Source organism: Burkholderia sp. 22313 (genome assembly GCF_052045245.1).
GTDB lineage: Bacteria > Pseudomonadota > Gammaproteobacteria > Burkholderiales > Burkholderiaceae > Burkholderia.
Genome location: NZ_JBQEON010000030.1, coordinates 43,501 through 65,887, shown reverse-complemented (window position 1 = coordinate 65,887; position 22,387 = coordinate 43,501). Strand labels below are relative to the sequence as shown.

20 protein-coding genes and 1 tRNA gene are annotated in these 22,387 nt (G+C 67.1%); 10 read left to right on the top strand and 11 right to left on the bottom strand.

Going from position 1 to position 22,387, the window contains the following annotated elements; translation table 11 throughout:
- Positions 1 to 16: 16 nt before the first annotated feature.
- The 5 genes from ACTJKF_RS23095 to ACTJKF_RS23075 all read right to left on the bottom strand — a co-directional run bounded on the left by ACTJKF_RS23095 (position 17) and on the right by ACTJKF_RS23075 (position 5,536).
- Complete coding sequence (locus ACTJKF_RS23095) at positions 17 to 1,387, bottom strand: MATE family efflux transporter (protein ID WP_440626440.1); 1,371 nt, start codon at positions 1,385 to 1,387, stop codon at positions 17 to 19.
- A 10-nt stretch (positions 1,388 to 1,397) separates the two neighbouring features.
- Positions 1,398 to 1,724: a DUF2288 domain-containing protein gene (locus ACTJKF_RS23090; protein WP_440626438.1), complete on the bottom strand. Its 327-nt coding sequence runs from the start codon at positions 1,722 to 1,724 to the stop codon at positions 1,398 to 1,400.
- A gap of 86 nt (positions 1,725 to 1,810) precedes the next feature.
- Positions 1,811 to 3,430: an acyl-CoA synthetase gene (locus tag ACTJKF_RS23085; protein WP_440626436.1), complete on the bottom strand. Its 1,620-nt coding sequence runs from the start codon at positions 3,428 to 3,430 to the stop codon at positions 1,811 to 1,813.
- 368 nt (positions 3,431 to 3,798) lie between these two features.
- Entirely contained in the window at positions 3,799 to 4,491 is a 693-nt protein-coding gene (locus ACTJKF_RS23080) for a peptidoglycan DD-metalloendopeptidase family protein (protein ID WP_440626434.1), read from the bottom strand.
- Between the two features lie 133 nt (positions 4,492 to 4,624).
- The gene (locus ACTJKF_RS23075; protein WP_440626433.1) at positions 4,625 to 5,536 is read right to left on the bottom strand and encodes an aldose epimerase family protein; all 912 of its coding nucleotides are present in this window, start codon (positions 5,534 to 5,536) and stop codon (positions 4,625 to 4,627) included.
- Between the two features lie 484 nt (positions 5,537 to 6,020).
- Between ACTJKF_RS23075 and ACTJKF_RS23070 the strand changes: the two genes are divergently transcribed.
- From ACTJKF_RS23070 to ACTJKF_RS23060, 3 genes are all read left to right on the top strand, one after another.
- Positions 6,021 to 6,851 carry an undecaprenyl-diphosphate phosphatase gene (locus ACTJKF_RS23070; RefSeq protein ID WP_440626431.1) on the top strand — a complete coding sequence of 277 codons (831 nt, stop codon included), beginning with the start codon at positions 6,021 to 6,023 and terminating at the stop codon, positions 6,849 to 6,851.
- A 183-nt stretch (positions 6,852 to 7,034) separates the two neighbouring features.
- Positions 7,035 to 7,111 (top strand) — tRNA-Arg (locus ACTJKF_RS23065).
- A 295-nt stretch (positions 7,112 to 7,406) separates the two neighbouring features.
- The gene (locus tag ACTJKF_RS23060) at positions 7,407 to 7,754 is read left to right on the top strand and encodes a hypothetical protein (protein ID WP_440626429.1); all 348 of its coding nucleotides are present in this window, start codon (positions 7,407 to 7,409) and stop codon (positions 7,752 to 7,754) included.
- Here the strand turns inward: ACTJKF_RS23060 and ACTJKF_RS23055 are convergent.
- The 5 genes from ACTJKF_RS23055 to ACTJKF_RS23035 all read right to left on the bottom strand — a co-directional run bounded on the left by ACTJKF_RS23055 (position 7,693) and on the right by ACTJKF_RS23035 (position 13,946).
- On the bottom strand, positions 7,693 to 8,106 hold the full coding sequence (locus ACTJKF_RS23055; protein ID WP_440626427.1) for an NAD(P)-binding domain-containing protein: 414 nt from the start codon (positions 8,104 to 8,106) through the stop codon (positions 7,693 to 7,695). The two genes, ACTJKF_RS23060 and ACTJKF_RS23055, sit on opposite strands and share 62 nt — an antisense overlap.
- Before the next feature lie 41 nt (positions 8,107 to 8,147).
- The gene (locus ACTJKF_RS23050; protein WP_440626425.1) at positions 8,148 to 8,954 is read right to left on the bottom strand and encodes an oxidoreductase; all 807 of its coding nucleotides are present in this window, start codon (positions 8,952 to 8,954) and stop codon (positions 8,148 to 8,150) included.
- A 39-nt stretch (positions 8,955 to 8,993) separates the two neighbouring features.
- Positions 8,994 to 12,131, bottom strand: coding sequence for an efflux RND transporter permease subunit (locus ACTJKF_RS23045; RefSeq protein ID WP_440626423.1), 3,138 nt, complete (start codon positions 12,129 to 12,131; stop codon positions 8,994 to 8,996).
- Positions 12,128 to 13,246: an efflux RND transporter periplasmic adaptor subunit gene (locus tag ACTJKF_RS23040; RefSeq protein WP_440626422.1), complete on the bottom strand. Its 1,119-nt coding sequence runs from the start codon at positions 13,244 to 13,246 to the stop codon at positions 12,128 to 12,130. The genes ACTJKF_RS23045 and ACTJKF_RS23040 overlap by 4 nt, the downstream gene beginning before the upstream one ends.
- Positions 13,247 to 13,328: 82 nt before the next feature.
- Complete coding sequence (locus ACTJKF_RS23035; protein ID WP_440626420.1) at positions 13,329 to 13,946, bottom strand: TetR/AcrR family transcriptional regulator; 618 nt, start codon at positions 13,944 to 13,946, stop codon at positions 13,329 to 13,331.
- 77 nt (positions 13,947 to 14,023) lie between these two features.
- Here ACTJKF_RS23035 and ACTJKF_RS23030 point away from each other — a divergent pair, with 77 nt between their 5' ends.
- Positions 14,024 to 15,484, top strand: coding sequence for an efflux transporter outer membrane subunit (locus tag ACTJKF_RS23030; RefSeq protein ID WP_440626419.1), 1,461 nt, complete (start codon positions 14,024 to 14,026; stop codon positions 15,482 to 15,484).
- A gap of 279 nt (positions 15,485 to 15,763) precedes the next feature.
- Here the strand turns inward: ACTJKF_RS23030 and ACTJKF_RS23025 are convergent, their stop codons facing one another.
- Positions 15,764 to 16,165, bottom strand: coding sequence for a hypothetical protein (locus ACTJKF_RS23025; protein ID WP_440626417.1), 402 nt, complete (start codon positions 16,163 to 16,165; stop codon positions 15,764 to 15,766).
- Between the two features lie 126 nt (positions 16,166 to 16,291).
- Between ACTJKF_RS23025 and ACTJKF_RS23020 the strand changes: the two genes are divergently transcribed.
- The 6 genes from ACTJKF_RS23020 (at position 16,292) to ACTJKF_RS22995 (ending at position 22,342) form a co-directional block, all read left to right on the top strand.
- Entirely contained in the window at positions 16,292 to 17,095 is an 804-nt protein-coding gene (locus tag ACTJKF_RS23020) for a transporter substrate-binding domain-containing protein (RefSeq protein WP_440626415.1), read from the top strand.
- Positions 17,096 to 17,099: 4 nt separating this feature from the next.
- Complete coding sequence (locus tag ACTJKF_RS23015; RefSeq protein WP_440626414.1) at positions 17,100 to 17,834, top strand: ABC transporter permease; 735 nt, start codon at positions 17,100 to 17,102, stop codon at positions 17,832 to 17,834.
- Positions 17,831 to 18,598 carry an ABC transporter permease gene (locus ACTJKF_RS23010; protein WP_440626412.1) on the top strand — a complete coding sequence of 256 codons (768 nt, stop codon included), beginning with the start codon at positions 17,831 to 17,833 and terminating at the stop codon, positions 18,596 to 18,598. Before ACTJKF_RS23015 ends, ACTJKF_RS23010 begins: the two co-directional genes overlap by 4 nt.
- 27 nt (positions 18,599 to 18,625) lie before the next feature.
- Complete coding sequence (locus ACTJKF_RS23005; RefSeq protein WP_440626410.1) at positions 18,626 to 20,008, top strand: NtaA/DmoA family FMN-dependent monooxygenase; 1,383 nt, start codon at positions 18,626 to 18,628, stop codon at positions 20,006 to 20,008.
- A 307-nt stretch (positions 20,009 to 20,315) separates the two neighbouring features.
- Positions 20,316 to 21,242: a TauD/TfdA dioxygenase family protein gene (locus tag ACTJKF_RS23000; protein ID WP_440626409.1), complete on the top strand. Its 927-nt coding sequence runs from the start codon at positions 20,316 to 20,318 to the stop codon at positions 21,240 to 21,242.
- 44 nt (positions 21,243 to 21,286) lie between these two features.
- Positions 21,287 to 22,342 (top strand): ABC transporter substrate-binding protein, encoded by a 1,056-nt coding sequence (locus ACTJKF_RS22995; RefSeq protein ID WP_440626407.1) that lies wholly within the window; start codon positions 21,287 to 21,289, stop codon positions 22,340 to 22,342.
- Positions 22,343 to 22,387: the final 45 nt, after the last annotated feature.

Here is a 22,387-nt window from a genome sequence, read left to right as displayed (position 1 = left end):
CCGGCCCGCGCGGCGTTCACGCGCCGGCTGCGGGCGCGTTGGCGCCGATGCGCCGCATCAGCGCGGGCAGGTAGCGCGCGAGCGTCACGCCGCGCGCGACCATGAACAGCAGCAGCGCGAACCACAGCCCGTGATTGCCGAACGGGCCGACTGCGGCGAGCGTTGCCGCAATGAAGATCGCGAACGATGCGACCATCGCGCGCATCAGCGATTGCGTCTGCGTCGCGCCGATGAACACGCCGTCGAGCAGGAACCCCCACACGGACACGATGGGCGAGATCGCCGCCCACGGCAGGTAGCGCAGCGCGACCGCGCGGATCTCGGCCTGATCGGTCAGCCGCGCGACGATCCAGCCGCCGGCCGCCCAATAGACGATGGCGAAGAGCAGCGCACCGAGCGCGGACCACAGCAGCGTGACGCGCACGGCCTGCCGGAATGCGCCGCGATCGCGTGCGCCGGCCGCGGCGCCGACGAGCGCCTCGGCCGCATGCGCGAAGCCGTCGAGCCCGTACGCCATGAAGGTCTGGAAATTCAGCAGCAACGCATTGGCCGCGAGCGTCGCGTCGCCCTGTTTCGCGCCGAGGTGCGCGAACCAGCCGAACGCGCCGAGCAGGCACAGCGTGCGCAGGAAGATGTCGCGATTGAGCACGATCAGCCGCCTGAGCGCCGCGCGATCGGCCAGCGCACGCGCGGCGAGCGGCGCGAGGCCGCGCGGCCGCAGCCGCCACAGCATCCATGCGCCGAGCGCGAAGCCGCACGTGTCCGCGGTGGCCGTTGCCGCACCGATTCCGGCAATCCCCCAGCCGAAGCCGTAGACGAACAGCAGCACCGCGCCGATGTTCACCGCATTGATGAAGACCTGCGCGACGAGCGCGAGTCGCACGCGCTGCACGCCGAGCAGGTAGCCGAGCACGACGTAGTTCGCGAGCGCGAACGGGGCACTCCAGATCCGCGCATGACCGTAGGCCAGTGCCGTCGTGCGAACGGCCTCGCTGCCGCCCAGTGCGGTCAGCGCGAACGACAGCAGCGGCACCTGCAGCGCGAGCACGGCGGCGCCGAGCGCGAACGCGACGATCAGCGCGCGCAGCACGTTCAGGCGGATGCCGGCAGCGTCGCCGGCGCCGTGCGCCTGCGCGACGAGGCCGGTCGTGCCCATGCGCAGGAAGCCGAAGCCCCAGAACACGAAGTTGAAGAACAGCCCGCCGAGCGCGACGCCGCCGAGATACTGCGCGCCGTCGAGGTGGCCGGCGACGGCCGTGTCGACCGCGCCGAGGATCGGCTGGGTCAGGTTCGCAAGGACGATCGGGAAGGCCAGCGCGAGGACGCGCCGGTGCGAGACGGTGGCCGACCCGGTGCCGGCTCCGTGCGCTAAGGCGGATTCGGACATGACGGACGCGTCAGGCGCGTTCCTGCACGCAGACCCACGGCGACACGACGACCGCCCACAGCTCCGGATTGCGCGCCGCGAAATCGGCGGCCGTTTCCGCCGTCATGCGCGCGACGAGGCCGGACGACAGCCAGCGTGTGACCTGTTCCGCGTCGTCGCCGGCAATCGCTTCCGCGACGCTGACGAGATCGAGATCGCGCGCGACCGACAGCAGCTTGCCCTGCGCGAAGAAGCGTTCGAGATCGCACCAGTCGATCTTGGCGGTTTCGCCGAGAAGTTTGGCGTAGAGCGGGCTGTGCGACGCGCCCGTGGCGGATTCGTGTTGGTCGGAGGACATCGGTCGTGTGCTGAAAAGACTGCGTGGGCGCCACTATAAACCATCCGCGCGCGCGGGCCGCCTTGGCGCGGCGGCCCGCGCCCGGTTCACGCGTCGCGCAGCGCGCGGCGCACGATCTTGCCGGTCGCGGTCATCGGCAGGCCGTCGACGAACGCGATCGCGCGCGGGTATTCGTGCGCGGCCAGGCGCGTGCGCACGTGCGCCTGCAGCGCCAGGACGAGCGCGTCGTCGCCGACGTGGCCGGGGTTCAGCACGACGAACGCCTTGACGATCTCGGTGCGCGTCGGGTCGGGCACGCCGACCACGGCCGCCATCCGCACCGCGGGATGCGTGAGCAGGCAATCCTCGATCGGCCCCGGACCGATCCGGTAGCCGGCGCTCGTGATCACGTCGTCGTCGCGGCCGACGAAGCGCACGAAGCCGTCGGCGTCGATCGTGCCGGTGTCGCCCGTGAGCAGGTAGTCGCCCGCGAACTTGTCGCGCGTCGCTTCGGGATTGCGCCAGTATTCGATGAACATCACCGGGTCGGGGCGGCGCACCGCGATGTGCCCCTCGACGCCGGGCGGCAGCGGCGTGCCGTGCGCGTCGACGATCGCGACCGTGTGGCCGGGCACGGTCTTGCCGATCGCGCCGGGCCGCGCATCGAACAGCGCCGCGCACGACGACAGCACCATGTTGCATTCGGTCTGCCCGTAGAACTCGTTGATCGTCACGCCGAGCGCGTCGCGGCCCCAGGCCGTCAGTTCGGTGCCGAGCGATTCCCCGCCGCTCGCGACCGATTTGAGCGCGAGCGTGTGGCGCTCGCGCGGCGCCGGCACCGCGCGCATCAGCTTCAGCGCGGTGGGCGGCAGGAACGCGTGGGTCACGCCGTGCCGCGCCATCAGCGCGAACGCGGCCTCGCCGTCGAACTTCTCGAAGCGGCGCGCGAGCACGGGCACGCCGTGGTGCCACGACGGCAACAGCACATCGAGCAGCCCGCCGATCCACGCCCAATCCGCTGGTGTCCAGAACAGGCGCGCGGCGCGCGGAAAGCACTGCTGCGACATTTCGACGCCCGGCAGGTGGCCGAGCAGCACGCGATGCGCATGCAGCGCGCCTTTCGGCTTGCCGGTCGTCCCGGACGTATAGATGATCACCGCTGGATCGTCGGCGGCGGTGTCGGCCGGGGCGAACGCCGGCGATTCGGCGGCGAGTGCGGCGTCGTAGCGCAGCACGCCCGGTGCATCGGGCACATCGTCGCCGATGCAGTAGCACGTATGCAGCGCCGGCAGCCGCGCACGCAGCGGCGCGATCTTCGCGTAGCCGGTCGCGTCGGTGACGAGCGCGGCGGCCTCGCTGTTCGCGAGGCGGTATTCGAGCGCGTCGGCGCCGAACAGCGTGAAGAGCGGCACCGCGATCGCGCCGAGTTTGTAGGCGGCGAGATGGGCGATCGCCGTTTCGGGGCCCTGCGCGAGGAAGATCGCGATCCGGTCGCCGCGTTGCAGGCCCGCACGCGCGAAGCTGTTCGCGAGCCGGTTAGAAGCATTCCTCAGGTCGTCGAACGTGATGCGCGACACGTCGCCTTGCGCGGTTTCGTGGATCAGCGCGAGCCGTCCGCTGCCGTCGGCCCACTTGTCGCATACGTCCACGCCGATGTTGTAGCGGGCCGGAACCTCCCACGCGAAGCGGGAGAGCAGGTCGTCGTAGCAGTTGGCGGCGGGCAGCATGCAGGTCTCCTGGATATCGATCGTCGCTCAGGTCGATGGATTACATCGGCATTTCACGCGATCGAAACCACAATGGCGTCTGATGGATAAGGGAATGCTCGGGCTCGTGCAACGGGTGCGGCTCGGTGCACGATTCGGCAATGACGCATAAGATCACGACAAAACAGTGATGTGACCATGGATTTGCTTTTGATAGCTGCGGGGTTCAGCCTGTTCGGAATCGGCGCGCTGGTGGTGTTTGCCAGCCGCGTCGATCCGTTGTCCGGCCGTTTCACCGGCCGTCTGCGCAAGCGCTGACACAACCTACCGATCTTCCTCGCGACGACACGCGGTGCTTGCCGGCAACGCGTGTCGATTGTCGTGCGTGTTCAGCGCGCCGGCAGGTAGCGGGCAGGATCGATCGAACGACCGCCGTAGCGCAGCTCGAAGTGCAGCGCGACGCGATCGCTGTCGCTGTTGCCCATTTCCGCGATCGTCTGCCCCTGTGTGACCGACTGGCCTTCCTTCACGAGCAGCGCACGGTTGTGCGCGTAAGCCGTCAGGTAATCCGCGTTGTGCTTGAGGATGATCAGGTTGCCGTAGCCGCGCAACCCGTTGCCCGCATAGACGACGGTACCGGGCGCGGCGGCCATCACCGGCGTGCCTGTCGAGTTTGCGATATCGATGCCCTTGGATTTCGAGCCGTCGAAGGTGCGCACGACGTTGCCGGCCGCCGGCCAGATCAGCGCGATGCTCGTGGCCGGCTTGACGGCCGATTCGACTGGCGCGGAAGGCGCGGGGCGGCTGCGCCCCGCACTGCCGGTACCGGTGGTCGACGCCGTCGTCGTGCCGGCTGGCGGCGCGACGCGCAGCACCTGGTCGACTTCGATCGCGTCCGGGTTCGAGATCTGGTTCCAGCGCACGATGTTCGCCATCGACGTGCGGTTCGCGCGCGCGATCTTGTACAGCGTGTCGCCGCGCTCGACGCGGTAGAACCCGGGGCCGACGGGAGCGGAGCCGCACGCGGCCAGCAGCGTGGCGCAGGCGGCCGCGAAGAGCCGCTTCGTTGTTGTTCCGAACATTGAACCTCGCAAAACCCTGCCGCGCGCGACGCAGCAGGCGATACAAAACGTCAGATTTTAACGGGTTCGACCCGCGCACCGCAGTTTCGGGCCGCGGGCGGGGTCGGCGCGCACCGGTTCGGTGCGGCCCGGATCAGTCGGCGAGCGGGAGCACGCGAATCCGCAGCGTGGCTGTTTCGGTCGCGCCCGGTGCGAGCTTGCGCAGCCCGCGACCGTTGTGGATCGCGTCCGGCAGGCCGAGCCACGGCTCGACGCAGTAGAAGTCGGAGTCCGGTTTTTCGGTCCAGGTCGTGACCGCGTACCACGGGATCGAACCCGGCACGTCGAGCGCGATCTCGATCGTGCGGCGGCGGCCCGGCATCACGATACGCACGGGCGTGGACGGTGCGCCGTCGAGGCAGTGGAAGCGGTCGAGGATGTCAGGATCGCCGACGCTGTACGACGCTTCGCCGGGTTCGAGCGGGCTGATCGAGCCGTCCGCGAGCTGCATGCACCGATGCGTGGGCGGCAGCTCGAGCGTGGTTTGCGCGCGTTCGCCGTGCGGCAGCGCGAAATAGAAATGGTGGCCCGCGTAGTACGGCAGCGGCGTGTCGCCGCGGTTGGTCGTGGTGAGCGCGACGTCGAGCGTGTGCGCGTCGGCGAGCCGGTAGGTCGTTTCGAACCGGAAATCGAACGGGTAGCTGTCGCGCAGCGCGTCGTTCGCGTCGAGCGTCATCGACAGCGCGGTGCCGTCGGCCGACGGGTGTGCCGCGAACGGCAGGTCGCGCGCGAAGCCGTGCATCGGCAGGTCGCGGACCACGCCGGCGGCATCGCGCCAGCGGCCCAGCTCGCCGTCGACGCGGTGGCGGCCGAGGAACGGGAACAGCAGCGGATTGCCGCCGCGCACGCGCGCGAGGTTGCTCCAGTCGGCCGTGTCCGGCCAGAAGATGACCGGTTCGCCGTCGACGTGCCATGACAGCAGTCGGCCGCCGAATTGCGGGGCGACCCGAACGAGCGACGGGCCGGCGTGAAGTTCATGAATGTCGTGCTGCTGGAAGGTCGGCATGGCGAATCGGTATGAACGGGTGGGTGGAGTGCGCGATGGCGCGCTCCATTATCGGGCCGCGAGTCGGTCGGGGAAAACCCTTCTCGGGAAATTGCGAGTTTTTCAGATTGCCGACGGTCCGGATAATGGCGCTAAACCGGTGATGTTGCCGGCTCATGACACTTTGTGGAGAGGCCATGGATCTGGCAATGGCAATGGGAATCGCACTGTTCGGCATGTTCACCGGCAGCACGGTACTATTTTTCTACCAGCTCGGCCGCTGACTGCAATTTGTGCCGGATTCGAAAGGCCCGCCATGCAAATGGCGGGCCTTTTGCTTTCCGTTCGCTTACATATTGCAAGCATTTGTGTGCATCGCCGCAATAACCGGCCAAATGCCTTGGCGCGGTAATCCTGGCTCGGCATAATCGGGGCGCGTTTTTTCGGACGCGCGATGCGTCGTCCGCTTTTCTACCCGATGGATCATCACTAAAAGGACCGACGCGTGAGTCTCTGGTTTCTGGTATTCCTGAGCGTCCTGCAGGGCGTCACCGAACTCTTCCCCGTCAGCAGCCTTGGTCACACGCTGCTCGTGCCCGCGCTGTTCGGCATGCACATCGACAAGCATGCACCGCAATTGCTGCCGTTCCTCGTTGCGCTGCACCTCGGTACCGCGCTCGCGCTGCTGTGGTACTTCCGTGCACGCTGGATCGCGCTGATCGGCGGTTTCTTCGCGCAGCTCGGCGGTCGCAAGAACGACGACGGGCACCTGATGTGGGCGCTGATCATCGGCACGATCCCGACCGGGATCGTCGGGCTGTTGCTCGAGAAGCGCATCGAGCGGGTGTTTCACGACCTGCGGATCGTCGCGATCGCGCTGATCATCAACGGCGTGCTGCTGTGGGTCGGCGATCGCATCCAGCGTAGTCGTGCGCACCAGCCGCCGGAGAAGATGACGTTCAAGCAGGCATTCTTCGTCGGTCTCGCGCAGATCGGCGCGCTGATTCCGGGTTTCTCGCGCAGCGGGCTGACGATGATCGCCGGCAATGCGGCCGGGCTGACGGCGGAGAAGGCCGCGGAGTTCTCGTTCCTGCTCGGTACGCCGATCATTTTTGCTGCGGGCGTGCTCGAGTTGCCGAAGCTGTTCCATGCGCGGGATCAACTCGCGGACGCGCTGCTCGGTGGTGTGCTGACGGCGATTGCCGCTTATCTCAGCGTCAGGTTCCTGATGCGCTATTTCGAAGGGCGCGGGCGGCTGGCTTCGTTCGGCGTGTACTGCGTGATCGCCGGGGTGTTCTGTCTCGGCTGGTTCATGCTGCATGCGCAGCCGGTTTGATGGCGGTGGCGCCGGTCGTGCGTCGCGCGTGATATGACGCGATGATCGGGTATAATTTCGGGCTCGGCTTCATGCCGGGCCCGTTTCGTTTCGGGGCTTTGAATTGCGCGATCGGTTCGCGTTGCTCGAAGCCTCACGCGTCAAATGCGGTCCGGGTCGTGTGGCCGTGTCTTTGCTCCTCGACCGCCCTTAGCTCAGTTGGATAGAGCAACGGCCTTCTAAGCCGTAGGTCACACGTTCGAATCGTGTAGGGCGGGCCAGTGAAATCAATGGGTTACGTGTTTCTTCGTATGTCTTCCGCTCCCTTCTGTCCCGTTAGGTCTGCACTAGGTCTACACAGTTCATAACCCGGTCTGGGGCGGGCAGTTGCCTCCATAGATGCGTGTGGCTATGGCATGCGAGCCGCGCCACGATAAGCCGGGTGTATGCACAATCAACTTCACGCGAGTTACGGTAGGTGCAAAGCTGAAATAACGATCAGTTTGCAAAGGGATTCGTGATCTCACCTGTCGGTGCAGCCGACTCCACACGGACGTATTCCGGCTACATAGAAGCATGCGGAAGCACGTCCTCGACGCTGGCGGCCTCCGCAATGCCGCACAAACGATTGAAGCGCGGGCCGATACGCTGGATACGGCTGGCTGGAAGTGCCTGGGGCGGTACTTCGAGACCCAGTTGACCCTGCTCACAAAGGCGCGCGCGGCGATTTCCGCGCGTAGCCAGTCATCCTGGGCGCCGCACCTGAGCCAAACGATGGACGCACTCCAGAAAGCAACGCATGAAGTCCTGCAGACGGGCAACGACGGAAAGCCGCAGGATCTCGTTGCAAGGCTCGAGTCGTTCAAGCCCGCGCTTGCGCGGTATGAGGACGTGCTGTGGAAGGCGGGTGCCAGACGCAAGTGAACCCCCGATTCCCGTTGAACAAAATCGGCCGTACATGTTTGCCGTTGCGGTCCCACGGCGCTTGTATCGGGGACGGACGAAGCGCGACGATGACGGGCACATGTGCGGGAACCGAGTCGAACAGACGCGGCGGCAGCTTCGCCATCGCCGGCAGAGCAATCGCGAGCATGATCGCGTCGACACCGCGAATGGCGCCTTCCACGTCGACGGCGCGCGCACCGATTTCATTCGCGAAGGGCTGCACGCCCTCCGGACCCTTCGAATTCGCGACCCGCACGGCGTGCCCCGCCGCCTTCAACCGGCGCGCAAGCGTCCCGCCGATATTGCCGGTTCCGACGATGCCGATTTCCATGGTGGATACCTCGTTCAAGCATGTTTCGTCGGCCCGCCGTGTCACGCGAGATGGAATTTTTTCCGGAGGCTCGCATCGACCGGGCCGGCCGGCATGAAGCGCCGCAACTTGCGCAGCAGCGACGCCTCGCCGTTAGGTGTGTGCCGCATCCGCCATGCGCCGAGCGCCGCGTCGACGACGGTGGCGGCCACGCCCTCGGGGTGCGGCGCGGTTTTCACGCTGTGGACGACGGCACGCGACGCAAGCGTGCGCTCGCGGTCGTAATCGGCAATCGGCGCGCTTGCCTGCGGCGCATTGACGTCCAGGTTGGTCCGCGTAAACGACGGTTCGACCAGCGTCGCGCGAATGCCGAACTGGCGCAGTTCGTGATCGAGCGTTTCGGTCAAACCCTCCACCGCATGTTTGGATGCCGAATAGAGTCCCATATAGGGCGCGGGCAGGAAGCCGAGCACCGAACTGACATTGACGATCCGGCCGCGCCGTTGTGCCCGCATGTGCGGAAGCACGGCTTGCACCATGCGCAGGATGCTCAATACGTTGGTATCGAATAACGCCGCTGCCTCGTCCACCGAGGTTTCCTCCACCGCGCCGATCAGGCTCGTGCCCGCATTATTGACGAGCACGTCGATATGCGCGGCGCGCTCGACGATCTCACGGATTCCTGATCGAATGGACGCGTCGTCACGAACGTCCATTTCGATCAGCTCGACGCCGGCGACGGGCGCCGTTCCTGCGATACTGCGCACGGTTCCGAATACGCGGCACCCGCGCCGGGAAAACTTCTCTGCGGCGGCGCGCCCGATGCCCGACGACACGCCGGTCACGACGACAACGGTGGAGTTCGACATGGCTGTTTCCTTCGATACTGGGAATGGAGGGGGAGCAATTCAATCGCGCGCGTCGAGCGCGGGCACCGGTGCGGACGCGCCGAGCGACGCTTCATGTCCGCCATGGCGAGAGCCGGCGGTATGGCCAGGCCGGATTCGGTACCAGATCGCATACATCGCCGGCAGGAACACCAGCGTGAGGATCGTGCCGGCGAACGTGCCGCCGATCAGCGTGTACGCGAGCGTTCCCCAGAACACCGAATGGGTGAGCGGAATGAACGCGAGCACGGCCGCCATGGCGGTCAGGATGACCGGGCGCGCGCGCTGCACGGTCGCTTCGACGACCGCATGGAAAGGATCCAGCCCCGCCTGTTCGTTCTGATGGATCTGTCCGATCAGGATCAGCGTGTTGCGCATCAGGATCCCCGACAGGGCAATGAGCCCGACCAGCGCGTTGATGCCGAACGGCTGCCGGAACAGGATCAGTGTCGGCACCACGCCAATCAGCCCGAGCGGGCTCGTCATGAACACCATCACCATCGCGGAGATCGAGCGCACCTGGAAGATGATGATGACGAGCGTGACCGCGAGCATGATTGGGAAGAGCGGCAGCATCGCCTTCGTGGCCTTGCCCGATTCCTCGATGGAACCGGCTTCCTCGATTCGATAGCCGCTCGGCAGCGCGGCGATGATCGGCTGAAGCTGCTTCGTGATCGCAGTCGACACGTCCGGCGGCTGCAAGCCGTCGGCGATGTCGCCGCGCACCGTGAGCGTCGGCACGCGATCGCGCCAGCGCATGATCGGCTCCTCCATCCGCACGTCGACCTTGCCGACCTGCGACAGCGGGATGCGCTGCCCGTTCGCGCCGGCGAGCGTGAAGTCGTCGAGCCGCGCCGGGTCGAGCCGTGCATCGCCGCCCGAGCGCGCGATGACCTGCACGGTCCGGATATCCTCGCGCACCGCGGTGACGGGCACCCCGGTCAGCAGGAACTGCAACTGCTGCGCGACCGCGCTGGACGTCAACCCGACTGCCTGCAGGCGATCCTGCTGCAACGTGAAATGCAGCGTCGGCGCGCGCGTGCCCCAGTCCGCATTGACCGTGCGCATCATCGGGCTGCCGGTCATCACGCGCTCGACGTCGGCCGCGATGCCGCGCAGCGTGTCCGGATCGGGGCCCGTGATCCGGTAGGCCACCGGGAACGGCGAATACGGGCCGAACACGAGCTGCGTCACGCGCACGCGCGCGTCAGGCGCGAGGCCGTTGGCGATGGCCTGCCGCAGCCGCGCCTTCAACGCGTCGCGCTCGTCCTGGCTGTCGGTGCGCACGACGATCTTCGCGAACGACGGATCGGGCAGCTCCGGCCCCATCGCCAGATAAAAGCGCGGCGCGCCCTGGCCAACGTACGCGGTGACGATCTTCGCTTCCTTCTGCTTCGCGAGCCATGCTTCGACCTTCGACGTCGCGGCGCTCGTTTGCGAAATCGACGTGCCGTACGGCATCTGCACCTCGATCAGCACCTCGGGGCGATCGGAGATCGGGAAAAACTGCTTCTTGACGATCGCCATGCCGAGAATCGCGAGCGCGAACAGCGCGACGACGGAACCGGCGACGAGCCATTTGCGGGCGATCACGCGCGTCAGCCATTGCCGGAAGCGGTTGTAGCGGGGCGTGTCGTAGATCGCATCGTGACCGCCTTCGAACTTCCTGAGGTTCGGCAGCATCTTCACGCCGAGGTACGGCGTGAACGCGACGGCGACGACCCACGATGCGATCAGCGCGATCCCGACGATCCAGAACATGTTGCTCGTGTATTCGCCCGCGGTGGAGCGCGCGAAGCCGTTCGGCATGAAGCCGACCGCAGTGACCAGCGTGCCGGCGAGCATCGGCGCGGCCGTATGGCTCCACGCATACGCCGACGCGGCCACGCGGTCGTAGCCTTCCTCCATCTTCACGACCATCATCTCGATCGCGATGATGGCATCGTCGACCAGCAGCCCGAGCGCGAGGATCAGCGAGCCGAGCGTGATGCGGTCGAAGTTCTTGCCGGTGGCGGCCATCACGACGAACACCACGGCCAGCGTCAGCGGCACGGCCGCGGCGACCACGAGCCCCACGCGCCAGCCCATGCTGACGAAGCTCACCAGCATCACGACGAGCAGCGCGGCGAAGAACTTGATCATGAATTCGTCGACGGCCGAGCTGATGTTCACGGACTGGTCGGTGACCTTGGTCAGGCTCATGCCGAGCGGCAGTTCCGCGTTGATCGCGCCGACTTCGCGGTCCAGCGCGCGGCCGAGCGTGAGCCCGTTCCAGCCGTCGCGCATCACGACGCCGAGCAGCAGCGCGGGTTCGCCGTTGTTGCGGATCATGAACGTCGCCGGATCTTCGTAGCCGCGCTCGACGGTCGCGATGTCGGACAGTTTCAGCGTGCGGCCCTGCGCGACGATCGGCGTGTCGCGAATCTTCTGCAGCTTGTCGAACGCGCCGTCCACGCGAATGAAGATCTCCGGCCCGCGCGTCTCGACGGAGCCGGCCGGCGTCAGCGCGTTCTGGCCGTTCAGTGCGGCGAATACGTCCTGCGGGCTCACGCCGAGCGTCGCGAGCCGGTCGTGCGACAGCTGCACGTAGATGCGCTCCGCCTGTTCGCCGATGATGTCGACCTTCTTCACGCCCGGCACATGCAGCAGCCGCTGGCGCTGCACCTCGGCATCGCGCACCAGCAGGCGCTGCGGTTCGCCCTTGGCCTTCAGCGCGAACAGCGCGAACGTGACGTCCGCGTATTCGTCGTTGACCATCGGGCCGATCACGCCGGCCGGCAGATCGTTCGCGACGTCGCCGATCTTCTTGCGCGCCTGATAGAACTGCTCCTGCACCTCGGACGGCGGCGTGCTGTCGAGCAGCGTCAGCGTCGTGAACGCGAGGCCGGGGCGCGTGTAGGTTTCGGTGCGGTCGTACCAGCGCAGCTCCTGCAGGCGCTTCTCGATCTTTTCGGCGACCTGGTCGTGCATGTCCTGCGCGGTCGCGCCCGGCCACGCGGTGACGATGGTCATCACCTTGACCGTGAAGGCCGGGTCTTCCGCGCGGCCCAGCTTGAAGAACGACACGAGCCCCGCGAGCGAAATCAGGCAGATCAGGAACAGCGTAATCGCGCGCTCGCGCACGGCGAGTGCCGAAAGGTTGAAACGGCGTTCGCTCACGGCCGTGCTCCTTCGCTCGCGACCGTGGTGGCCGACGCGGACACACGAACCGCTTCGCCGTCACGTAGCAGATGGGCACCGAGCGCGACGACCCGGTCGCCTTGCTTGAGTTTGCCGGACACGCGTGCGCTGTCGTCGTCCAGATGTTCGACCGTGACCGGCCGCCATTCCACCTTGGCCGGGCTGCCTGCGACCACCCACACGCCGGGCCCTTTGCCTGTGTCCAGCAGCGCGCCGATCGGCACCTGCAGGCCGGCTTGCGGCGTCGCGCGCGTGTCGTCCGGCATGCGGATCGTGACGGTCGCGCCCAGCGGTGCGGCGGCGAGCGCGCCTTGCAGCACGTAGCGCGCTTCGAACGTGCGCGTTCGCGCATCCGCGGTGTCGGAGAGCTGGCGCAGCGTCGCGGGGACGCTCGCGCCCGGCTTGCCGAACAGCTCGGCCTGCGCGACCGAGCCGACCGCGGGACGCAGCGTTTCCGGCAACTGGATCACGGCTTCCCGGCTGCCGGCGTGCGCGAGCCGCACGACCGGCTGGCCGGCGCTGACGACCTGGCCGGGCTCCGCGAGCGTGTCCATCACGACGCCGTCACCGTCCGCGACGAGTTCCGCATAGCCGGTCGCATTGCGCGCGACGTCGGCATCGGCCTCGGCCGCGCTCAGCTGGGCTTTCGCGGCATCGGCCGCTGCCTTGACCTGGTCGTAGGCCGATGCCGATATCGCGCCGGTGCCGCGCAGGTCGCGGTAGCGCGCTTCGTCCTCGGCGGTCTGCCGCGCGCGTGCCCGTGCCGCGGCCACGGCTTCGTCGCGTGCGCGCGCCGCGAGCTTCAGGTCGACGGGATCGATCCGCATCAGCGGCTGGCCGCGCCGGACGGTTTGCCCGGTATCGATGAGCCGCTCCAGCACCTTGCCGGACACCCGGAACCCGAGGTCGCTCTGCACGCGGGCGGCGACGGTGCCGGTAAATGACCGCGACGCGGGCGCGGCGGCCTGCACGATGGCGGTACGCACGAGCGGCGCTTCCGTGCGCGGATCGGAAGGCGCTTTTCCGCTGCAGGCGGCTAGCGCGAGGGGCAGTACGGAAGCGACTGCGAGGAGAGCGAGGCGACGCCGGACCATGAAAGACCCACTGACGAAGTGATCGGGGCTTTCATTGTGTATCTAGTGACTAAAATAGTCAATGGTCACAACGAGTGCCGGATCATGGGGCGAGGCTGCGGAGCACCAGGCTCGACAACTGCGCGGGCGCGGCGTCGGTCGTGTCGAGGTTGTACTGCAGCAGCAACGGATTCAGGTACGGCCGCATCACGAGGTAGATCGCCGTCGCGGTCTCGTCCAGCGGCGTCTTGCGCTCGAACTCGCCGCTTTGGCGGCCCGCCTGCAGCACCTCCTGCAGCAGCTTCTGCACGCGTGCCTCATACGCCTGCACCGATTGCCAATTGCCGGTGGCGGCCGACGCCGCGATGTCGTACAGCTTGCGGTCGCGGAAGAACAGCCGCAGGCTCGCTTCGGTAGAGACCTTGAACATGCGCCGCAGCTTTTCGGTGGGCAGTTCTGCTTCGGCGACGGCGGCGCGCACGTCGGTTTCGATTTCGTGCAGGCAGTTCGCGCAGATCATCTCGCCGATCGCCTGTTTCGATTCGAAGAACTTGTAGATATACGCCTTCGAGAAGCCGATGGCCTTCGCAAGATCGGACACGGTCGTCTTCTCGTAGCCGTACCGGCTGAAGTGCTCGGTGGCGGCGGCCACGATCTGGTCGCGCACGTCGTGATCGGCCGGGCCGCGCGCGGGCGCCGGGGATGCGGTGTTTTCTTTCATGGGTTGCGGCTGGCAGGGATGGACAACGAGTGACTATTTGGTATTATAGTCACTACCTGATCTTTGCTGAAACCGTCATGCTACCGAAACCCATCGTTGCCGCGGTGCTGGCCGCGCTCCTGTCGACGGGATGTGCCGTCGGTCCCGACTACGTGCGGCCGGACATCGCCATGCCGCAGCGCTTCGAGGGCCAGCGCGCCGTGGAGCAACGGCGCGCGGCGGCCGACGCCGAGCTCGCGACGTGGTGGACGGGTTTCGGCGATCCGCAGTTGACCCGGTTCGTCACGCTCGCGCTTGCGCAGAACCTCGATCTGGCGCAGGCCGCGGCCCGCGTCACGCAAGCGCGTGCCGGGCTCGGGGCGGCCAATGCGGCGCTGTTGCCGTCGGGCAACGTGACCGGTCAGGCCGCGCGCGTCTACCAGTCGGTCGAAACGCCGTTGGGGCGGGTGCTGAATTCGACGCCCGGCTTCGACCGTCACGGCAGTGACTACGAGGCCGATTTCAACGCGAGCTGGGAACTGGACGTGTTCGGCGGGTTGCGCCGCGGGCGGGAAGCCGCGCTCGCCGACTATCAGGCATCCGAAGCGGCGGCGGTCGCCACGCGCCTGGCAGTCGCCGCGCAGACGGCGGACATCTACATCACGATTCGCGGGTTGCAGGGCCGGCTGAAGGTCGCGCGACATCAGGTGCAGACCGAACAGGATCTGTTGTCGACCATCAACCTGCTGTATGGAAAGGGGCTCGCGGCGGAGCTTCAGGTCAGGCAGGCCGAAGGCGCGCTCGCTCAGGTTCGCGCAACGGTGCCGGTTCTCGAAGCGGCGCTGGACACGGCGATGAACGCGCTCGACGTGATGCTCGGCGCGCAGCCCGGCATGCATCGCGCGGAATTGCTCGACGGCGGCGACGTGCCGGTGGCGCCGCGGATCGCGGCGACGGGCACGCCGGGCGAACTGCTCAGGCGGCGGCCCGACCTGATCGTCGCCGAGCGGCGCCTCGCGGCGTCGAACGCGCGCATCGGCGTGGCGATTGCCGAGTATTACCCGAAGTTCTCGCTGAGCGGATTGATCGGCAGCGCGACGACGATGGGCGCGGGCAACCTGTTTGCCGGCGGCGCGAACCAGGCGGCCGGCGTGCTCGGCTTGCGCTGGCGCCTGTTCGACTTCGGGCGGATCAATGCGCAGATCGCCGACGCCAAAGGGAAGGATGCCGAAATGCTGGCCGCGTATCGGCTCGCGGCGCTGCATGCCACCGAGGATGTCGAAAACGCGTTCTCCGCACTCGTCAAGCGCGACGAACAGGCGGCCGTGCTCGCCAGCGGCGTGGATTCGCTCGGCCGTGCGTGGGCCGCGTCGTTTGCGGCGTACCAGAAAGGGGTCGTCAGCCTGATCGAGGTGTTGCAGGCAGACGAAAGCCTGCTGCGCGCATCGGACGAACGCGTGCAGGCGAAAACCGAAGCGGCTCGGGCGTCGGTGGCTGCGTTCAAGGCGCTCGGCGGAGGATGGCAAGGGGCGGCGTCCGAAGCCGTCGCCGGTCGATAACGATTGTACGTACCGACGCGTTGGCGGGGAGTGGCGTCGTCCTCCCCGTTCTTTGCGCGATGCGTGCTCTGGACCATGCGACCCGAGCGGATGACACGTGCGGAAAGCCGCGAACACACCCGTCGGGACCTGCTCGACGCCGCCGCGCTGTGCATAGCGGAAAAGGGACGGGCGGCACCGGAGCAGCGGCCTCGTCCGCCGATCGTGCGCTTGTCGTGATCGCGATCATGGATGGCCTGCGGTACCTGGGGAGATCGTGATTTCCGTGCATGTTTTCGGTCAGAGCGATCTAACGGGAGGACTGGCGAGGCCAAAGGAGGGCGTTTCAGACGGTTGTGGATCACACACGATCGATGCGACGTAGACCGGATCGATCGGCGACGTGACGCCCCATGCGCGCGTGCGCTTGCCGCGGTCGATCGATTGCACGATGCCGGCCGTGTCGAGTCCTTCCAGCCGTGCGCGGCGCACCTTCACGTTTTGCGTGGGGCCGTAGCCGGCGTTCAGGAACAGCGAGCAGGGTGTGCCGGTGTCGAGCGCGCGCCGGCAGGTGAAATCGGCGTTCTTGCATTGCCGGCATTGGGGCGCGAGACCACGGCGGCGTGAACGGCGAGGGGGCCGCGCGATGCGTTTCTCGTGCGGCGGCGAGCTTCGCGATCGCAGTCCGCTGGCTCGTCGCATATCGCCGGATCAGATATTCATCGAAAAAATAACCATTTGGTCCACGCGTCGGCACGCACTAAAGTCTCGCATCCTGCTGCCGGTTGCGACACCGGCGATCTCGACACTATTTCAGAAGCCTGCCCAATGAATCGATCGATGTCCTCCCAGGTCCGCCGCGCTGCGGCCGCGTTGTTCATGCTTGGCGTGGCGTCCGCCGCCCACGCGGCCCAACCGACGCTGCGCGTCGGCATCGACGCCGAGTCGTACCCGCCGTTCTTCTCGAAGGATTCGACCGGCAAGTGGAAAGGGTGGGAAATCGATGTGCTCGATGCCGCATGCGGCAAGCTGAACGTGCGTTGCGAACTCACCGACATCGCGTGGGACGGGCTGATCCCGGCGCTGCAGAACCGCAAGATCGACGTGATCTGGTCGTCGATGACGATCACCGGCGAACGGCAGAAGGCGATCGACTTCAGTCGCGCCTATTATGAATCGCCGACGGTATTCGTCGGCGCGAAAAGCGATCGGCGCCGCGTCGATTGCGCGGTGCCTGCAACCTTCAAGGACCGCGTGATCGGCGTCGAGGCCGGCACGAACTTCTCGGCATTCCTCGATGCACGCTTCAAGCGCGACGCGCAAATCAAGGCGTTCGACAAATTCGACAACGCGCTGGCGGACCTGGTTTCCGGTCGGGTCGACTACGTGCAGGAAGCGAAGGGCCTGTTCACGGCCTTCCTGTCGTCGCGCGACGGGAAGGATTTCGAGGTCAAGGCCACCTGCGCGGACAACCCGGTGCTGGGTCTTGGCATCGGCGCGGGCGTGCGGCAAGGCGATGCACTGCGCGGCCGGTTGTCGGCTGTGATCGCACAACTGCAGCAGGACGGCACCTGGGATGCGATCACCGCGCGCTATCCGAACCTGAAGGGCACGATCGAAAAGGGCCGTTGAACCGATGGTCGCGGACGACTCGCTGCTGGCATTGCTCGCGTTCGGCGACGGCGGTTACGGCCGCATCTTCGCGAGCGCGTTCGCGCTGACGCTTGGCGTCGCGGTGGCGTCGTTCTGCGCCGGGACGCTGCTCGGCATCGCCGGCGCGCTCGGCAAGCTGTCGCGGCACGCGCCGCTCGCGTGGCTGGTGCGGCTCTACACGACACTCGTGCGCGCGCTGCCGGAACTGTTGTGCCTGCTGCTTGCGTTCTATGCGGTCGCACCCGCGGTCGAGGCCGTCCTGCGTCGCGGCGGCCTCGTCTCCGACGCGTTCGCGTTCGATCCGTTCGTGGTGGCCACGTTATCGCTCGGCTTCATCCAGGGCGCCTATCTGACCGACATCTTCCGCGCGGCGCTCGTCAACGTACCGGTTGGGCAGATCGAGGCCGCGCACGCGTACGGGATGGGCCGGTGGCAAACATTGATGCGCATCCGGCTCCCGGTCGCGGCGCGGCTCGCGCTACCCGGCGTCGGCAACGTGTGGCTGAACGCAACCAAGGATGCGTCGTTCATCAGCGTGCTCGGCTCGTTCACGGATCTGCTGAAGGCGAGCCAGCTCGCCGCCGGCGCGACGCGGCACCCGGTTTTCTTCTATCTGGTCACGGCAGCGCTGTTCCTGTTGTTGAGCATCACGTCGACGGGCCTCTTCGCCGCGCTCGAGCGGCATGCGAGCCGCGGCACGAGGCGCGCGACCGCATGAGCTTCTCACTGCCGTTCCTGCTCGACACGGTGATGCCGAAGTTGCTCGCCGCAGTGCCGACGACCCTGGCGCTGATGCTGCTGTCCGGCATCGCCAGCGTGCTGATCGGCATTCCGCTTGCGCTCGCGGCAAGTTCGCGTCATGCGTCGAGCCGCTGGCCGGCACGCAGCTGGATCATGTTGATTCGCGGCACGCCGCTGCTGGTGCAGCTTTATCTGCTGTATTACGGCTTCGGGCAGATCGTCCCGCGCGAATGGATGCGCGACAGCTGGGCGTCGCCGCTGCTGCGGGATGCGTTCTGGTACGCCGTCGTCGCGTTGAGCGTGAACGAGGGCGCGTATGTCGCGACGATCCTGCGCGGTGCGATCGCCGGCGTGCCGGCCGGCGAGATCGAGGCCGGCTATGCGTACGGGATGACGCGGGCCGGTGTGCTGCGTCGGATCGTCGGTCCGAGGGCGTGGCGGCTCGCGCTGCCCGCGCTCACCGGCGAAGCGATCCTGCTGCTGAAATCGACCGTCCTCGCGTCGACCGTCACGGTGTTCGACGTGATGGGAACGGCCAACGCGATGCGCTTCGAAACGTTGCGCGTATACGAACCGCTGGCCGGCGCGGCGATCGTCTATGTCGTGCTGGTCGCGATTCTGACGATTCCCGCGGCCCGCCTCGAACGGCGCCTCAATCGCTACCTGACGCGCGAGCCGGACGACCGTGCGCCCGTGCGGGCACGTCGCGCGTCATCGGGCGTGTGGGCCGCCCCCCATTGATATTCCCGTTTCTCATCGAGCATGACGATGTCCGATCCTCGCCCCCTGTTGTTTTCCCTGTATGAACAAGCCAGCGTCGGCTGCGGCGGCGCGCCGAGTCTCTGGACCCATCCCGCGGACGAACGGCTGCGCGCGAATACGCTCGCGTACTGGTCGGACCTCGCGCGCAAGGCCGAGCAGGCCGATCTCGACATGCTGTTCTTCGCGGACGTGCTCGGCCTGTACGACGTATACGGCGGGTCCGCCGATGCGGCACTGCAATGGGCGGTGGAGTCGCCCGCGAACGATCCGATGATGCTGATCCCGGCGCTCGTCGCGCAGACCGAGCGGCTCGCGTTCGGGGTGACCGCGAGCACGACGTACGAACATCCGTTCGCGCTCGCGCGGCGCTTCAGCACGCTCGATCACCTGAGCAACGGCCGGATCGGCTGGAACATCGTGACGTCCTACCTGGCGAGTGCAGCGCGCAATTTCGGGCTCGACCGGATGATCGGCCATGACGAGCGCTACGCACGCGCGGAGGAGTTCCTCGACGTCGTGTACAAGTTGTGGGAAGGGAGCTGGGCGGACGATGCGGTTGTCGCCGACAAGCGCGCGCCGCGCTATGCGCGCGGCGATCGGGTGCGGCCGATCGCGCACGAGGGCACGCATTATCGCGTGCACGGCCCGCACGTCTGTGCGCCGTCGCCGCAGCGCTCGCCGGTGCTGATCCAGGCTGGCTGGTCCGGGCGCGGGCGTGAATTCGCGGCGAAGCACGCCGAAGTGGTGTTCGTCGCGAAGTCGAACCCGCACGAGATCCGCGCCGGCCTCGACGAAATTCGACGGCTGGCGGTCGAAAATGGCCGGGCGGCGGACGATGTGAGGGCGCTCACGGTGCTGCGCATCGTGACGGCGCGCTCGTCGGGCGATGCGAAGGAGAAATGCCACGCGCTGCAACAGCACTATCACCTGCACGCGCAACTCGTCAGCTACGCGGGCGATACCGGCATCGACATCGATCGCTATGCAGACGACGAGCCGCTGACGACACAAACCGAAGGGCTCACGTCCTACGTGGTACGGCCGGACGGCAGCGGCACGCCGCTCACCGCCGGCGACGTGCGGCGCAAGTTCGCGAGCGTTACGCGCGGCACCGACCTGATCCTCGTCGGCTCGCCGGACGAAGTCGCGGATCAGCTCGCCGAGCATGCGCGGCAATCGACGACGAGCGGCTACATGCTCAATCCGCTGATCAGCCCCGGTACGCTCGACGATTTCGCCGAACTGATCGTGCCGGAACTGAAAAAGCGCGGCTTGTACCGGACGACGTCGCCTGCCGGCACCTTCCGTTCGCGGCTGAGCGGACGCGATCGCCTTCCGGACAGCGCGCATGGAGCGTCTTTCAGGCAATCCGGATCTGACGGACGCTGACGAGCGGGTCGATACGGCGCGGTCGTTCCGCGCGCCGTCGGCAGCACCACGCGTGTCGACGCGACAGTCGCGCGGTCAGTGTTGTCGCAGTGGTTCGAAGCGCTCGAGGTCATCGTGACGATGGGCGCGAACGGTGCGCACACGTGCACGTTCGCAAATTGCTCCGCTCGAGTTCGCGCCAGATCAGGTCGAGCGCCCGAGCAGCGGTCTTTACCACTGCCGCAGATAAACGTATCCGAATCGCTTCGTTGACGCGGTCCGGCACGCGCTCGTAGATTCGCATTTTGACCGAATCAAGGGCTGTATCGTGACGACTCCCGCCATCCGCACCGCATCGACGTCCGCCGGCCATCGGCCTGCCTTGCCGCGGGAGGCCGTCGCGCAGCGATTCGACATCGTTCCGTTCAATGCGCCGCTCGGCGCCGAAGTGGTCGGCATCGACCTGTCGCAACCGCTCGGCGCCGCCGATTTCGCACGGATCCATCGCGCGCATCTCGACCATCACGTGCTGGTATTTCGCGATCAGCGCATCACGCCGGACGAACACATCGCGTTCAGCCGCCGCTTCGGCCCGCTGCAGATCCACGTGCTGCACCAGTTCGCGCTGGCCGCGCATCCGGAAGTGCTGATCGTGTCGAACATCGTCGAGAACGGCAAGCCGATCGGGCTCGGCGACGCGGGCCATTTCTGGCACTCCGATCTGTCGTACAAGGAAAAGCCGAGCCTCGGCTCGCTGCTGCATGCGCAGGAACTGCCGGCGGAGGGCGGCGACACGCTGTTCGCGAACATGCATCTCGCATGGGACACGCTGCCCGCGCACCTGCGCCGCGCGGTCGAGGGGCGGCGTGCCGAGCATACGTATCTCGCCCGTTATGCGGAGCTGCAGGCGCGCAGCCCGTGGCGGCCGAACCTGTCGGCCGAGCAGATCGCGCAGGTCGAGGCGGTGGTGCATCCGGTCGTGCGCACGCATCCGGAAACGGGCCGCAAGGCGTTGTTCGTCAGCGAGCATTTCACGACGCGCATCGTCGATCTGCCCGACGACGAAAGCCGCGCGCTGCTCGCCGAACTGTTCGCGCACAGCGTGCGTGCCGGGCATCTGTATCGGCACCACTGGCGCGAACACGACCTCGTGTTCTGGGACAACCGTTCGCTGATGCATCTCGCGGCCGGCACGCCCGACCATCTGCGCCGCAAGCTGTATCGCACGACGATCGAGGGCGATGCGCCGTTCTGAGCGTCCCGTCCTTGTTCCGCCGCCTCATTCTCACTGGAGTTTCGATGTCGTTTCCGCTTTCGCCGGCCCTGCGCCGCACGACCCTGGCCGCGCGCCGCGCGCTGGCCGCCATGCTCGCCGCCACGCTCGCATGTGCCGCCGCCGGCGCCCCGCAAGCCGCGCACGCGGAAGGCCGCATCCGCATCGCCGAGCAGTTCGGCGTCGTCTACCTGATGCTGAACGTCGCGCGCGACCAGCAACTGATCGAGAAGGAAGGGCGCAAGGCCGGCCTCGACATCAGGGTCGACTGGGTGCGGCTGTCGGGCGGCGCGGCCGTGAACGACGCGCTGCTGTCGGGCGCGATCGACATGGCCGGCGCGGGCGTCGGGCCGCTTCTGACCGTGTGGGATCGCACGCGCGGCCGGCAGAACGTGAAGGGCGTCGCGTCGCTCGGCAATTTTCCGTACTACCTCGTCAGCAGCAACCCGAACGTGAAGACGATCGCCGACCTGGGCACGAAGGACCGCATCGCGGTGCCGGCCGTCGGCGTGTCGGTGCAGTCGCGCGTGCTGCAGTACGCGGCCGCGAAGCAGTGGGGCGACAAGCAGTTCGACAAGCTCGATCCGCTGACGCAGGCGATTCCGCATCCCGACGCGACGGCGGCGATCCTCGCGAACAGCAGCGTGATTACCGGCCACTTCGGCAATCCGCCGTTCCAGGAGCAGGAGCTCGCGGGCAATCCGAAAGCGCACATCGTGCTGAATTCCTACGACGTGCTCGGCGGCCCGAGCTCCGCGACGGTGCTGTACGCGACCGGGAAATTCCGCGACGACAACCCGAAGACGTACCGCGCGTTCGTCGCCGCGCTCGCGGACGCCGCGCGCCAGATCGCGGCCGATCCCGAGCGCGCGGCCGATACCTATATCCGCGTGAACGGGTCGAAGATCGATCGCGCGTTGCTGCTGAAGATCCTGCGCAATCCGCAGGTGCAGTTCAAGACGGCCCCGGAGAACACCCTGAAGCTCGCGCAGTTCATGTATCGCACCGGCGCGATCCGCAACGAGCCGACGTCGTGGCGCGACTACTTCTTCGACGATACGGCGACGGCCGGCGGTAGTTGAGCGGCGGTGGCGCCGCGGCATCGCGATCGACGCTTATGCGTCGAC

Excerpts from the sequence above, each read along its gene's own strand:
- ACTJKF_RS23095 (WP_440626440.1), bottom strand. The coding sequence starts at position 1,387 with ATGTCCGAATCCGCCTTAGCGCACGGAGCCGGCACCGGGTCGGCCACC.
- ACTJKF_RS23090 (WP_440626438.1), bottom strand. The coding sequence starts at position 1,724 with ATGTCCTCCGACCAACACGAATCCGCCACGGGCGCGTCGCACAGCCCG.
- ACTJKF_RS23085 (WP_440626436.1), bottom strand. The coding sequence starts at position 3,430 with ATGCTGCCCGCCGCCAACTGCTACGACGACCTGCTCTCCCGCTTCGCG.
- ACTJKF_RS23080 (WP_440626434.1), bottom strand. The coding sequence starts at position 4,491 with ATGTTCGGAACAACAACGAAGCGGCTCTTCGCGGCCGCCTGCGCCACG.
- ACTJKF_RS23075 (WP_440626433.1), bottom strand. The coding sequence starts at position 5,536 with ATGCCGACCTTCCAGCAGCACGACATTCATGAACTTCACGCCGGCCCG.
- ACTJKF_RS23060 (WP_440626429.1), top strand. The coding sequence starts at position 7,407 with ATGCGGAAGCACGTCCTCGACGCTGGCGGCCTCCGCAATGCCGCACAA.
- ACTJKF_RS23055 (WP_440626427.1), bottom strand. The coding sequence starts at position 8,106 with ATGGAAATCGGCATCGTCGGAACCGGCAATATCGGCGGGACGCTTGCG.
- ACTJKF_RS23050 (WP_440626425.1), bottom strand. The coding sequence starts at position 8,954 with ATGTCGAACTCCACCGTTGTCGTCGTGACCGGCGTGTCGTCGGGCATC.
- ACTJKF_RS23040 (WP_440626422.1), bottom strand. The coding sequence starts at position 13,246 with ATGGTCCGGCGTCGCCTCGCTCTCCTCGCAGTCGCTTCCGTACTGCCC.
- ACTJKF_RS23035 (WP_440626420.1), bottom strand. The coding sequence starts at position 13,946 with ATGAAAGAAAACACCGCATCCCCGGCGCCCGCGCGCGGCCCGGCCGAT.
- ACTJKF_RS23030 (WP_440626419.1), top strand. The coding sequence starts at position 14,024 with ATGCTACCGAAACCCATCGTTGCCGCGGTGCTGGCCGCGCTCCTGTCG.
- ACTJKF_RS23025 (WP_440626417.1), bottom strand. The coding sequence starts at position 16,165 with ATGCGACGAGCCAGCGGACTGCGATCGCGAAGCTCGCCGCCGCACGAG.
- ACTJKF_RS23020 (WP_440626415.1), top strand. The coding sequence starts at position 16,292 with ATGAATCGATCGATGTCCTCCCAGGTCCGCCGCGCTGCGGCCGCGTTG.
- ACTJKF_RS23015 (WP_440626414.1), top strand. The coding sequence starts at position 17,100 with ATGGTCGCGGACGACTCGCTGCTGGCATTGCTCGCGTTCGGCGACGGC.
- ACTJKF_RS23010 (WP_440626412.1), top strand. The coding sequence starts at position 17,831 with ATGAGCTTCTCACTGCCGTTCCTGCTCGACACGGTGATGCCGAAGTTG.
- ACTJKF_RS23005 (WP_440626410.1), top strand. The coding sequence starts at position 18,626 with ATGTCCGATCCTCGCCCCCTGTTGTTTTCCCTGTATGAACAAGCCAGC.
- ACTJKF_RS22995 (WP_440626407.1), top strand. The coding sequence starts at position 21,287 with ATGTCGTTTCCGCTTTCGCCGGCCCTGCGCCGCACGACCCTGGCCGCG.